Consider the following 11,766-nt stretch of genomic DNA (forward strand, 5'->3'; position numbering starts at 1 on the left):
GTCATGCATTCGCCCAGGCGGGGCACAATGACCCGCGTGACCGAAAGCTTCACCGAAAGGTTCGCGGCGGGTTTGGCGAGCTACGGTGCCGGGCCCTGCATCGAGTTCGAACGACGGTGGCATTCCGGTGATGAGGTCGCTGAGTATGCACGCCGGATCGTGGCCTGCCTCGACCGGGCGGGTGTCGCTCAGGGCGCCCCGATCGGCTTGGTGGTGCGCAACCGATACCCGCACGCCGCGGCGATCATCGGCATGATCGCCGCCGGTCGTCCGGTCGCGATGATCTATTCGTTCCAGTCGCCCGAGGCGATCGCGGCGGACATCGAGCGACTGGACGCGGCGGCGGTCCTCGCCGAGACCGAAGACTGGACGGTTCCGGTGGTGGCGGCCGTGCACCACACCGGTGGCGCGGGTGTGGCGTTGTCTGCGGACGGGCCGACGGGCGTGGGCTCGCTCGAATGCGCCGACGATGCACGGCCCCGAACCGGCCTGGACGGCGCACTGGCCATCCTCACCAGCGGAACAACCGGTCCGCCAAAACGTTTCGTGATCCGGCCCGAAGTCCTCGAGCACACGGTGTACAGCGTGACCGGAGGACAGGCCGACCCCGACGAACCTCCCGAGATGTCGTACTGGCCACTCGGCGGCATCGGCGGGGTGTGCCAGCTGGTCACCGGGGTCTACGTCGGCAAACGGATGGTGCTGCTGGAGCGGTTCAGCGTCGACGAGTGGGTTCGGGCGGTCAAGCAGTACGGTCTGCAGCGCGTCGGCGTGCAACCTGCGGTGGTGCGGATGCTCCTGGACGCGGACCTGCCCGCCGGAGACCTGTCGTCGCTGCAGTACGTCATGAGCGCATCGGGACCGCTGGACGTCGCGACCCGCGACGCATTCGAGGCGAAGTATGGGATTCCGGTGCTCACCGCCTACGGCGCAACAGAATTCGCGGGCTCGGTGTGCTCCTGGACGCCTGATCTGTATCGCGAGTTCGGAGCGCGCAAGCGTGAGAGTTCAGGTCGCGCGCTGCCGGGGGTGCAGGTGCGCATCGTCGATGCCGAAACGGGTTCAGAACTCTGCGTCGGGTCCCGCGGCGTGTTGGAGGCCAAGGTGCCCCTGCTCGGGCCGGACTGGGTGCGCACCACCGACGTCGCCTCGATCGACGAGGACGGGTTCATCACACTCCACGGCCGGGCCGACGGCGCGATCAACCGCGGCGGGTTCAAGATCCTGCCGGAAACCGTTCGGAATGTGCTGATTTCACATCCATGCGTGCGCGACGCAGGGGTGGTCGGGGTTCCGGATCGGCGGCTGGGCCAGGTGCCCTTCGCCGTTGTCGAACCCGCACCCGGCACATGCCCGGAAGAGGCTGACCTGTTGGCGCACGTCCGGGCCGCGCTGCCGAGCCACCATGTGCCGGTGGCGATTCGCGTCGTCGACGAACTGCCCCGTACGCCGTCTCTGAAGGTGAGCATGCCGGCGCTGGCGGCGCTCTACGAGGCCCGAGGGGGCTGAGTCAGAGCGCGCCGACGTCCGCGGAGTACCAGCGCTGCGGTTGCAGGTGGATCGCCACGTGCGCGCCGAATTCCCGACGCGCGAATTCCAGATAGTTGTCGGCGGCCGCCCCGGACAGGTAGCGGCGCGTCATCTCCTCCAACTGTGCGTCGGTGCCGGGTTCGATGCGGCTCACCGCACCGTCGACCGTCACGTACCGGACGGTGGGCTCCACGCGCTGGACCATCAGGGTGAAGAAGCCCGATGCCTCGATCAGGCGGGCCTTGTGGGAGGCGGGACCGGTGAGGATCCACGGTTCGCCGCCGGGGGAGTACTGATACCAGATGGGGACGGTCAGCGGACCGTGGTTGTCTCCCGCGGCGACGGACAGTGCCGCGACATGCGGTTCAGCCAGAAACTCTTCGCGTTCTTCTTGGGAAAGCGCCATGAATCCACGGTACGTCCGCGGACGCTCCGCACGCCTCCTTGCCGCCCCTGCGGACCGGACTACAGTCGCATTCATGCGCTTCGGACTGTTCATCCCGCAAGGCTGGCGACTCGATCTGGTCGGCATCGAACCGGCGAAGCAGTGGGAGGTGATGCGTTCCCTGGCGCAGTACGCCGACGAGGGATCCGCCTGGGACTCACTGTGGGTCTACGACCACTTCCACACCGTCCCGGTGCCCACCGCCGAGGCCACCCACGAGGCGTGGTCGCTGATGTCGGCCTATGCCGCCACCACGTCCCGCATCAAGCTCGGGCAGATGTGTACGGCCATGAGCTACCGCAACCCGGCGTACCTGGCCAAGGTGGCCGCGACGGCCGACCTCATTTCCGGCGGCCGGATCCAGATGGGCATCGGCGGCGGATGGTACGAGCACGAGTGGCGGGCCTACGGATACGGATTCCCGTCCGCGGGAGTGCGGTTGGCGCGCCTCGATGAGGGCGTCCAGATCATGCGCGACGCGTGGCGTGACGGCGTGGTGAGCTTCGACGGTAAGCATTATCAGGTTGACGGTGCCATTGTGCAGCCGAAGCCGCTGCAGGACAACGGCATTCCCCTGTGGATCGCCGGTGGTGGCGAGAAGGTCACCTTGCGGATCGCGGCGAAGTATGCGCAGTACACGAACTTCACCTCGGAGCCGGAGGGCTTCGCCCACAAGTCGCGCCTGCTCGCCGACCACTGCGGAGACGTCGGCACCGACTTCGATGCGATCGTGCGCTCGGTGAACATCAACGCCGTCGTCGGTACGTCGGCGGCCGACGTCAAGGATCGGCTGGGCCGGGTGCGGTCGCGGATCGCCGACCTGGCCGGCGAACCGGCGGCCGACGCGATGATCGGCTCGATGAGCTCCCCGCAGTCCGGTGCGGGCACCCCGGAGCAGCTTGTCGAGGCGCTGACGAACCTGCGCGACCTGGGCTGCGAGTACGTCATCTGCTACTTCCCGGAGGCGGCCTACGACCGCTCCGGGATCGAACTGTTCGAGCGCGAGGTCATGCCCGCGCTGCAGTAGGCCTCCTCTTCGCCCGCGAGCGTGCGGGTCGCCGCCCGACACGCCGTCATCCAGCCCGTTTCTGCGCACGCTCGCGCTGAGGAGAATGGGGTTTCCACTTTTCGTTAATGCTGTTGTACGATTCCGCAAGCGCATTATTGGTCACGACTGCGGAGGATCGTCCATGCCACAGAAGGCGCTCGCGCCCGAAATCTCCACCTGGCCCGAAGAGAACCCACAGCTGATCGGCAGTCAGTGCGGCACCTGCTCGGCCACCGTCTTCCCGGTGCAGGACCACTGCCCCAAGTGCAGCGGTGGCGACATGTCCGACGTCCTGCTGCCGCGGCGCGGCACGGTGATCGCGTGGACCACGCAGGGATTTGCGCCTGGAGCGCCTTACGCCGGCCCGACGGGCAAGGAGTTCGTGCCGTTCGGTGTGGGCCTCGTCCAACTCGGCGACGTGATCCGGGTGGAGGGTCGACTGACCGAGAACGACCCGGCCAAGCTGCAGTTCGGCCAGGAGGTCGAGCTCACGATGATCCCGTTCACGACTGACGACGATGGCAACGAAGTCGTCACGTTCGCGTTCCAGCCGGTCTGAGGAGGCACCTTCAATGTCCAACGACGTCGCGATCATCGGCGTGGGGTTGCATCCCTTCGGCCGTTTCGACAAGCCCGCAGTCCAGATGGGTGCCGAGGCGATTCGTCTGGCGCTGGCGGATGCCGGTGTCGAGTGGAAGGACATCCAGTTCGGCTTCGGCGGAAGCTATGAGGTGTCCAACCCCGACTCGGTGACCCGCCTCGTCGGGCTGACCGGCATCACGTTCACCAACGTGTTCAACGCGTGCGCCACGTCGGCCAGTGCGATCCAGCAGACCGCCGACACCATCCGCCTGGGCAAGTACGACATCGGCGTCGCGGTCGGTCTGGACAAGCACCCGCGCGGCGCGTTCACCGACGACCCGGCCAAGCTGGCGCTGCCGCAGTGGTACGCCGAGAACGGGCAGTTCGTCACCACCAAGTTCTTCGGGATGAAGGCCAACAAGTACATCCACGACCACAACATCAGCCAGGAGACCCTGGCGCGCGTGGCCAACAAGAACTTCCGCAACGGCGCCAAGAACCCGAATGCGTTCCGCCGCAAGGAGATTTCGGTTGAGGAGATCTTGGCCTCGCCCGCGCTGAACTACCCGCTGACGCAGTACATGTTCTGCGCGCCCGACGAGGGTGCGGCCGCGGTCATCATGTGCCGCGCCGACATCGCGCACAAGTTCACCGACAAGCCGGTGTACGTCAGGGCCTCCGAGATTCGGACCCGCACGTTCGGCGCGTACGAGGTGCACGCGACGTCGGCTCCGCTGGACGAGGATCCGTCGCCGACGGTGTACGCCGCCAAGGCCGCCTACGAGATCGCGGGCATCGGGCCCGAGGACGTCGACATCGCGCAGCTTCAGGACACTGATGCCGGCGCCGAGGTCATCCACATGGCCGAGACCGGGCTGTGCGCCGACGGCGAGCAGGAGAAGCTGCTGGCCGACGGGGCCACCGAGATCCACGGCTCGATCCCGATCAACACCGACGGTGGCCTGATCGCCAACGGTGAACCCATCGGTGCCTCGGGTCTGCGGCAGATGCACGAGCTTGTGCGGCAGCTTCGTGGCGAGGCCGGTGACCGTCAGGTGCCCGGTTCGCCGCGAGTGGGCCTGGCGCAGGTGTACGGTGCGCCCGGCACCGCATCGGCGACCATCCTCAGCCTGTAACCCTCCTTCCCCGCGAGCCGGCTGGGGTCCCCGCGAGCGGGCGTGTTGGTACGGCGACGCGCCGTGTTCGGCGTACCGATGCGCACGCTCGTCGGGGACTGAGGGCACGCTCGCGGCGATGAGTTCTGTGTGCGGCGCGGGTCTGTTTGAGCATGAACATGAAAATCACCCCCTGCCTCTGGTTCGACAACAACCTCGAGCAGGCGGCGCAGTTCTACACCTCGGTGTTCCCGAACTCGCAGATCGAGGGGTACGTCACCTACACCGAGGCCGGACCCGGTGAGCCCGGTCAGGTCGCCTACGGTTCCTTCATGCTCGACGGTCACCGCTTCCTGGGCATCAACGGCGGTCCGGAGTTCGCCTTCTCCGAGGCGGTGTCGTTCGAGGTCCGCTGTGCCGACCAGGCCGAGGTGGATCACTACTGGAACAGACTGGTCGACGGCGGCGAGGAGTCGCAGTGCGGCTGGCTCAAGGACCGTTTCGGGCTGAGTTGGCAGATCGTGCCGGAGCGGTTGTACGAACTGCTGGAGGACCCCGACCCCGCACGGGCCGCGGCGGCCACGAAGGCGATGATGGGCATGCGCAGGATCGTGGTGGCGGAGTTGGAGGCCGCCGTCGCCGGGCTGTGACGGGCCGCTGAATTCCCCGGCGAGCGGCCGCCTTTGTACGCCTGCGGCGGCTGGGGTTCCCCCGCGTGCAGGGGCGTCACCGTACAGACGCGGGCGCTCGCGGGGGCAGGGCTAGCGGTGGGCCAGCACGTTGACGACCTTGCCCGACGCGTCGGCGAAGAAGAACCGCCGCACACCCCACTCCTCGTCACTGAGGGGGTGGACGATCTCCAGTCCCGCCGACACCGCCGACTCATGCGCGGCATCCAGCGCCTCGAGGCTGTCGACCTCGACCGAGACCACCGGATTGACCTGCGCGGTGGCGTCTTTGGTGATCAGGCTGAGCTGGTGCCGGTGCTGGTCGTCGGCCAGCGTGACGATCCAGCCGTGGTCCATGACCACCTTGAGCCGCAGCATGTCGGCGTACTGCGCGGTGGCCGCGGCGAGGTCATCCACGGTGAGCACGGGCACCACCCGACGGACCGTCATATCGCGGGGCCGAGCAGGTCGTCGGCGTCCTTGATGATGTAGCCGTAGCCCTGCTCGGCGAGGAAGCGCTGCCGGTGCGCGGCGTACTCGGCGTCGAGGGTGTCGCGCGCCACCACCGAGTAGAAGACCGCCCCACCCCCGTCGGCTTTGGGGCGCAGCAGCCGGCCCAGACGCTGGGCCTCCTCCTGCCGAGAGCCGAATGTACCCGAAACCTGCACCGCGACAGAGGCTTCCGGCAGATCGATGGAGAAGTTGGCAACCTTGGAGACCACCAGAGTGCGGACCTCGCCGCTTCGGAACGCGTCGAACAGCGCCTCACGCTCGGCGTTCTTGGTGGACCCCTGGATCACCGGCGCGTCCAATTCGGCGCCGAGCTCCTCCAGCTGATCCAGGTAGGCGCCGATGACCAGAGTCGGCTCATCGGGGTGACGCTGAAGAATGGACTTCACCACAGCGATCTTGGAATGCGCTGTGGAGCACAGCTTGTAGCGCTCCTCGGGTTCCGCGGTGGCGTAGAGCATCCGCTCGTTGTCGGTGAGCGTCACGCGCACCTCGATGCACTCCGCGGGGGCGATCCAGCCCTGCGCCTCGATGTCCTTCCACGGCGCGTCATAACGCTTGGGTCCGATCAGGCTGAACACGTCGCCCTCGCGGCCGTCCTCGCGAATCAGGGTGGCGGTCAACCCAAGCCGACGCCGGGACTGCAGATCGGCCGTCATCCGGAACACCGGCGCGGGCAGCAGGTGCACCTCGTCGTAGATGATCAGGCCCCAGTCCCGGCTGTCGAACAGTTCGAGGTGCTTGTACTCGCCCTTAGTGCGACGGGTGATGACCTGGTAGGTCGCAATGGTGACCGGGCGAATCTCCTTGCGCTCGCCCGAGTACTCGCCGATCTCCTCCTCGGTGAGCGAGGTCCGGGCGATCAGCTCGCGCTTCCACTGCCGGCCCGCCACGGTGTTGGTGACCAGGATCAGCGTCGTCGCTCCGGCCTTCGCCATGGCAGCGGCGCCGACCAGCGTCTTGCCCGCACCGCAGGGCAGCACCACGACGCCCGAACCACCCGCCCAGAACGAGTCGGCCGCCATCTCCTGGTAGTCACGAAGCTGCCAGCCGTCCTGGGCCAGTTCGATCGGGTGTGCCTCACCGTCGACGTAGCCCGCGAGGTCCTCGGCGGGCCAGCCGATCTTGAGCAGCATCTGCTTGACCCGGCCACGCTCGGAAGGGTGCACCACCACGGTGTCGTCGTCGATCCGCGCACCCAGCATCGGCGCGATCTTCTTGTTGCGCAGCACCTCTTCGAGGACCGCGCGATCGAAGCTGACCAGCGTCAGTCCGTGCGCCGGGCTCTTGACCAACTGCAGGCGGCCGTAGCGCGCCATGGTGTCGACGATGTCGACCAGTAGCGGCTGCGGCACCGGATAGCGGGAGAAGGACACCAGGGCGTCGACAACCTGCTCGGCGTCGTGGCCGGCCGCGCGGGCGTTCCACAGTGCCAGAGGAGTGATCCGGTAGGTGTGCACGTGCTCGGGGGCACGTTCGAGTTCGGCGAACGGCGCGATGGCCGCACGGGCATCGTTGGCCTGCTCATGGTCAACCTCGAGCAGCACCGTCTTATCGGACTGCACGATCAGGGGTCCGTCAGTCATCAGCGCCCCTCCTCCTCATCGCTCGTGCCTCGCTCTGCATCGTCGGTGGCGCGCAGTCATCAGCGCCCCTCCTCTTCATCGTCATTGCGGCGCGCGGCACCGTCGTCGGCGGCGTCGGGTATCGGCGTCGCTCCTCTACATCGCTGCGCACCGTCACCAACGCGCAGTCATCGGCGCGGCTCCTTCTCATCGCTCGTGCCTCGCTCTGCATCGTCGCCGGCGCAGACATCAGTCCATTATTCAGTCTTCGGCCGACACGACTGAGGTCACACGGTGCACAGCAAAGTCTCGGACCCGTCCGGCGGCTGAATCGAAGGCGATCAGCTGACCGCCCCGGATGTTGATCGGCGCGACCTTGCGCTGCGTGGACACCCCGGCGGCGTCGGTGTATCCGAGAAGCACCGAGGTCTGCTGCATCGCCGCCTGCTGCAGCAGGGTGATCGCCCGCGCCGGGTCGAGCCGGGCTCCCGAAGCGCTCGGCAAACTCACCACCCGGCGCAGGACCTCGACGATCGCGGCCAGGTTGTCTCGATTGGGTGCACTCGGCAGCGGACGGAAGAACCGTCGACTGGTGGGGGCGGGCACCCGGGCCCCCCGCGACCGCAGATCGACGACGGTCCCGGAGGCGTCCTCCGCGGCCGGTGCGAGACCCGCCGACCGCAGCGCGGCCAGCACGTCGGCGATCGGGGCCTGGCCGACCGCGACGGTGGGCGCCAGCAGGCGCAGTTCGAGCGCGGCGACGGCGGGCGACGACAGGGCCTGGGTCAGCAGCGTCGGGTCCTCACAGCGCACAAACGACGACGCCATACCCACCCGCAGCTGGCCGTGCCTGCGCGCGACGTCATCTATCAGGTACGTCAACCCCTGCGGCACCGGCGTCTTGGAGTGCCTGGCGAAGAACGCGTGCAGTTCCCCTGCTGTGCGCCCGGTGTCGAGAGCATTCCGCACCGACGCCTCGCTGATGCGGTAAACCATTGCCGCACCGGCAGACTCGACGGCCGCGACGGCGCCCAACTCTTCGGCGAGATCGCGGTCCAGGGGGCCGGGCACGACGACGGTCAGATCGGCCTGCAGCAGGAAGTGGTCGACCGGGGCGGGCAGCACCTTCTCCATCGCGGCGGCCGTCGCATCCGGGTCCTGACGCAGGATGGTCCGGCCCGGTGTGGTCAGCGCACCACGGCCCAGCAGGCCCAGCGCATGCGCCTCCTCGAGCAGTTGGGCGACGGGCTCGGGCTGCAGTCGTGCCGCCCACCGTGGTCTGCGCCACACCATCGCCGCCGAGGCGGTCGCGGCGTCGACGGCGGTCGCGGGATCGAACTCGGCGAGCGTCGACAGCAGCAGCCGGCGATCCAGCGGCGCCGCCGTCGAGTACAACGAATCCGACAGCGCCGCATACGGTTTTCCGTCAGGGCCTCGGTGGCCGATCAGGCTGGGCCGGGCGGGCAGGTCGAGCCAGGTGCTCGCGAGCAGCTGCCACCGAAGCGCGGTCGGCGTCTCGATGAACCGGTCGGCGGCCACGGTCGGGGCCCAGTACGGGCCGCCGGGTCCGTCCTCGGGCTCGGGGTCGGGCAGGCCGCTGGCGATCAGCCCGGCCGCCGAGGCGATTTCGAGCACCAGGCCCAGTCGCGGTTCGCCGATCCCGGTGAGTTTGGTGAGCCGGCGCATGTCGCGGATGCCGAGCCCGCCGCTGCGCAGCTCCGGGATGGCGGTGGTGCCCAGCGTCTCGGTCAGCACCTCGACCTCACGCAGCAGGTCGAGGATCGCCCCGGCGCCGACGGCGTCGACGTCCTTGACCGACAACGCCGGGGTGGGCTCGGGCCGCGGTGCGGTGAACGCCGAGGGGCCGGGCTGCTCACCGCGCAGCAGCTGGCCGACCTGGCGCGGCAGGATCACGGTGTCGCTGTCGAGTTGTCGCAGCAGGCCAGCTGCGAGGAGTCGCTGCACAGGTCGATCCGACGGGGTACCGGGGGCGGCGTCTCGGGTGCGTCCGACGGGGGATCCCTCGATGAGCCGGTCCAGCAGTTCGCGCTGCGGCCCGTCGAGTGCGGCGATGCGCTCGCGGACGTCGTCGGGCGCGAGTGTGGGGTCCTCCAGGACGACCTGGCCGGGATACCAGGGCAGGCCCGCGGCGGCCTCGGCAGCCACCCGCACCGATGTGTCTCCCCACGCCAGCGCGCGGTCCCGCAGATCATCGAGGGCCCCCAGCACGGCCTCCTCGGGCGCGCGGTCACCGATCAGCGCGACAAGTTTGGTGACCGGCACCGGTTCGGCCTCGGCATGCAGGACGAGCAGCGCGTCGAGCACGGCCAGGCGAAGAAAGTCCAGGTCATCGGTGGCGGCCTTGACCGATTGCCGCGCCTGGGCGCGCGCGGCCAGCGCTGCGATGCTGCCCGGCGGCGGTTGGGCGAGATCCGGCCGCAGCTCCAGCAGCCGGATGAGCCGCTCGTCCGACGAGTCGGCCAACCAGGTGCCCAAAGGGACGCCCGGGATGTGTTCGGTCATCGGTGACCAGGGTAAAGCAGCCACCGCGGCGCGCCAGTCGACCACCACCTGTCAGAATGGCTCTCGTGGCTGACAACGCTGAGAACAACAAGGGCCGCTACGTCGATCCGGGCTGGCCGACCACCGATCCCGACGACCACGCGGTGAGCGAACTCGTCTCCGATCGCACGGGGTCACTGTCGCCGTTCGGCGACATCACCTTCCCGCTGCCTTCCGACGACCTCCCGTACCTGCACCCCGTCACCGTCGTCAACAGGTAACGGTGGTTCGGGGCCCAGACTCCCAGCCGCTGTCACACCTCGACGAGCGGGGCGCAGCCCATATGGTCGACGTCTCGGACAAGGACGTCACCAAGCGCACCGCCGTCGCCTCGGGTGTGCTGCACACCACCACAGAGGTGGTGGAACTGATCTCGGCCGGCGGTCTGCCCAAGGGCGACGCGCTGGCCACCGCGAGGGTGGCCGGCATCCTGGCCGCCAAGCGGACCAGTGACCTGATCCCGCTGTGTCATCACCTGGCGCTGACCGGTGTCGACATCGAGTTCGACGTCGACGGCGGGGCCGTGCTCGTCACCGCCACGGTCCGGACCACGGATCGGACCGGCGTCGAGATGGAGGCGCTCACCGCCGTCAGCGTCGCCGCGCTGACGCTGTACGACATGATCAAGGCGGTGGATCCGGCCGCCCGCATCGACGACGTCAAAGTACTCAGCAAGGTCGGCGGCCGTACGGGAGAATGGCGCAGGTGACGCGCACTGGTCGAATCATCATCGCCTCCACCCGAGCCGCCGCCGGGGTCTACGACGACCGCAGCGGACCGCTGATCGCGAAATGGTTTGCCCAGCAGGGCTTCTCCACCCCGGAGGTCGTGGTGGTGCCCGACGGTGATCCGGTCGGGCGCGCGCTGCGCATCGCGGTGGCCGACGGCGTGGACCTCGTGATCACCTCCGGCGGCACGGGCATTTCGCCCACGGACGAGACTCCCAAGCAGACCAAACCGCTGCTGGACTTCGAACTGCCCGGCCTCGCCGAGGCCATCCGGCGGTCGGGCATTCCCAAGGTGCCCACGGCGATTCTGTCGCGTGGGTTGGCCGGCGTGGCGGGGCAGACCCTGATCGTCAACCTTCCGGGCTCTCCCGGCGGCGTGCGCGACGGCCTGGGGGTGCTCTCCGACGTCGTCCACCACGCGATCGACCAGCTCGCGGGTAAGGACCATCCACGGTGACCGCTGTACTGCGCGCTGCGCTGACCTCAGAACCCATCCTGCTCGTCGAGCACGAGCAGTTGGTGGCCGACGTCGCCGCGGGTGCAGTGGTCGGATTCGCCGGGGTGGTGCGCAACCACGACGGCGGCAGAGAGGTGATCCGCCTGGAGTATTCGGCGCATCCGTCGGCCGAACAGACCATGGCCGATGTCCTCGCCGAGGTGGCCGCTGAATCGACCGGCGTGCGAGCGATCGCCGCAAGCCATCGGATCGGGAGCCTGCAGCTCGGCGATGCGGCGTTGGTCGCGGCGGTGGCCGCCGATCACCGCAAGGCCGCGTTCGACGCCTGCGCGCTGCTCGTGGACACCGTGAAGGCCCGCCTGCCGGTTTGGAAGCACCAGTTCTTCGCCGACGGCACCGAGGAGTGGGTCAATTCGGCCTGAGGGCCACAGAAACGCCTCAGCGCCCCGGAAACGTGGGGGGGGGGGGGGGGGGGGAGAAAGACGGCCGCCGCCGGCGAGGACGGAAGGAAGGGGGGGGGGGGGCGGGCGGCGAACCGGGGGCCCGCCCCCGCGAC

Annotated in this window: 13 protein-coding genes; 9 read left to right on the forward strand and 4 right to left on the reverse strand. The window is 68.7% G+C overall.

The window, feature by feature from the left end:
* Window positions 1–27 precede the first annotated feature (27 nt).
* On the forward strand, window positions 28–1,509 hold the full coding sequence (locus tag A5727_RS11425; RefSeq protein WP_082949747.1) for a class I adenylate-forming enzyme family protein: 1,482 nt from the start codon (window positions 28–30) through the stop codon (window positions 1,507–1,509).
* A 1-nt stretch (window position 1,510) separates the two neighbouring features.
* On the opposite strand, the gene A5727_RS11430 is transcribed toward A5727_RS11425, so the two are convergent.
* Window positions 1,511–1,936, reverse strand: a complete 426-nt coding sequence (locus A5727_RS11430) for a pyridoxamine 5'-phosphate oxidase family protein (protein ID WP_068249043.1) — start codon at window positions 1,934–1,936, stop codon at window positions 1,511–1,513.
* A 73-nt stretch (window positions 1,937–2,009) separates the two neighbouring features.
* Between A5727_RS11430 and A5727_RS11435 the strand changes: the two genes are divergently transcribed.
* From A5727_RS11435 to A5727_RS11450, 4 genes are all read left to right on the forward strand, one after another.
* Entirely contained in the window at window positions 2,010–3,002 is a 993-nt protein-coding gene (locus tag A5727_RS11435; protein ID WP_068249045.1) for an LLM class F420-dependent oxidoreductase, read from the forward strand.
* A gap of 163 nt (window positions 3,003–3,165) precedes the next feature.
* Window positions 3,166–3,582 (forward strand): Zn-ribbon domain-containing OB-fold protein, encoded by a 417-nt coding sequence (locus tag A5727_RS11440; RefSeq protein ID WP_068249047.1) that lies wholly within the window; start codon window positions 3,166–3,168, stop codon window positions 3,580–3,582.
* A gap of 13 nt (window positions 3,583–3,595) precedes the next feature.
* Window positions 3,596–4,741, forward strand: a complete 1,146-nt coding sequence (locus A5727_RS11445; protein WP_068249049.1) for a thiolase family protein — start codon at window positions 3,596–3,598, stop codon at window positions 4,739–4,741.
* A 152-nt stretch (window positions 4,742–4,893) separates the two neighbouring features.
* Entirely contained in the window at window positions 4,894–5,370 is a 477-nt protein-coding gene (locus A5727_RS11450; RefSeq protein WP_068249051.1) for a VOC family protein, read from the forward strand.
* 111 nt (window positions 5,371–5,481) lie between these two features.
* Here A5727_RS11450 and A5727_RS11455 read toward each other — a convergent pair whose 3' ends face one another.
* From A5727_RS11455 to A5727_RS11470, 3 genes are all read right to left on the reverse strand, one after another.
* A complete protein-coding gene (locus A5727_RS11455; protein WP_068249053.1) occupies window positions 5,482–5,838 on the reverse strand; it encodes a VOC family protein in 357 nt (118 codons plus the stop codon).
* On the reverse strand, window positions 5,835–7,484 hold the full coding sequence (locus A5727_RS11460) for a DNA repair helicase XPB (protein WP_068249057.1): 1,650 nt from the start codon (window positions 7,482–7,484) through the stop codon (window positions 5,835–5,837). The genes A5727_RS11455 and A5727_RS11460 overlap by 4 nt, the downstream gene beginning before the upstream one ends.
* 240 nt (window positions 7,485–7,724) lie before the next feature.
* A complete protein-coding gene (locus A5727_RS11470) occupies window positions 7,725–9,986 on the reverse strand; it encodes a helicase-associated domain-containing protein (RefSeq protein WP_068249068.1) in 2,262 nt (753 codons plus the stop codon).
* A gap of 56 nt (window positions 9,987–10,042) precedes the next feature.
* Here A5727_RS11470 and A5727_RS11475 point away from each other — a divergent pair, with 56 nt between their 5' ends.
* The 4 genes from A5727_RS11475 to A5727_RS11490 all read left to right on the forward strand — a co-directional run bounded on the left by A5727_RS11475 (window position 10,043) and on the right by A5727_RS11490 (window position 11,632).
* Entirely contained in the window at window positions 10,043–10,246 is a 204-nt protein-coding gene (locus A5727_RS11475) for a hypothetical protein (RefSeq protein WP_068249070.1), read from the forward strand.
* A gap of 62 nt (window positions 10,247–10,308) precedes the next feature.
* On the forward strand, window positions 10,309–10,734 hold the full coding sequence (moaC, locus tag A5727_RS11480; protein WP_068249072.1) for a cyclic pyranopterin monophosphate synthase MoaC: 426 nt from the start codon (window positions 10,309–10,311) through the stop codon (window positions 10,732–10,734).
* Window positions 10,722–11,210, forward strand: a complete 489-nt coding sequence (locus A5727_RS11485) for a MogA/MoaB family molybdenum cofactor biosynthesis protein (protein WP_068249074.1) — start codon at window positions 10,722–10,724, stop codon at window positions 11,208–11,210. Before moaC ends, A5727_RS11485 begins: the two co-directional genes overlap by 13 nt.
* Window positions 11,207–11,632 carry a molybdenum cofactor biosynthesis protein MoaE gene (locus A5727_RS11490; RefSeq protein WP_068249076.1) on the forward strand — a complete coding sequence of 142 codons (426 nt, stop codon included), beginning with the start codon at window positions 11,207–11,209 and terminating at the stop codon, window positions 11,630–11,632. Before A5727_RS11485 ends, A5727_RS11490 begins: the two co-directional genes overlap by 4 nt.
* The last annotated feature ends 134 nt before the right edge of the window (window positions 11,633–11,766 follow it).

Source organism: Mycobacterium sp. ACS4331 (assembly GCF_001667265.1).
Taxonomy (GTDB): domain Bacteria; phylum Actinomycetota; class Actinomycetes; order Mycobacteriales; family Mycobacteriaceae; genus Mycobacterium.

Excerpts from the sequence above, each read along its gene's own strand:
- A5727_RS11440 (WP_068249047.1), top strand. The coding sequence starts at position 3,166 with ATGCCACAGAAGGCGCTCGCGCCCGAAATCTCCACCTGGCCCGAAGAG.
- A5727_RS11425 (WP_082949747.1), top strand. The coding sequence starts at position 28 with ATGACCCGCGTGACCGAAAGCTTCACCGAAAGGTTCGCGGCGGGTTTG.
- A5727_RS11470 (WP_068249068.1), bottom strand. The coding sequence starts at position 9,986 with ATGACCGAACACATCCCGGGCGTCCCTTTGGGCACCTGGTTGGCCGAC.
- A5727_RS11430 (WP_068249043.1), bottom strand. The coding sequence starts at position 1,936 with ATGGCGCTTTCCCAAGAAGAACGCGAAGAGTTTCTGGCTGAACCGCAT.
- A5727_RS11455 (WP_068249053.1), bottom strand. The coding sequence starts at position 5,838 with ATGACGGTCCGTCGGGTGGTGCCCGTGCTCACCGTGGATGACCTCGCC.
- moaC (WP_068249072.1), top strand. The coding sequence starts at position 10,309 with ATGGTCGACGTCTCGGACAAGGACGTCACCAAGCGCACCGCCGTCGCC.
- A5727_RS11460 (WP_068249057.1), bottom strand. The coding sequence starts at position 7,484 with ATGACTGACGGACCCCTGATCGTGCAGTCCGATAAGACGGTGCTGCTC.
- A5727_RS11485 (WP_068249074.1), top strand. The coding sequence starts at position 10,722 with ATGGCGCAGGTGACGCGCACTGGTCGAATCATCATCGCCTCCACCCGA.
- A5727_RS11475 (WP_068249070.1), top strand. The coding sequence starts at position 10,043 with ATGGCTCTCGTGGCTGACAACGCTGAGAACAACAAGGGCCGCTACGTC.
- A5727_RS11450 (WP_068249051.1), top strand. The coding sequence starts at position 4,894 with ATGAACATGAAAATCACCCCCTGCCTCTGGTTCGACAACAACCTCGAG.
- A5727_RS11435 (WP_068249045.1), top strand. The coding sequence starts at position 2,010 with ATGCGCTTCGGACTGTTCATCCCGCAAGGCTGGCGACTCGATCTGGTC.
- A5727_RS11445 (WP_068249049.1), top strand. The coding sequence starts at position 3,596 with ATGTCCAACGACGTCGCGATCATCGGCGTGGGGTTGCATCCCTTCGGC.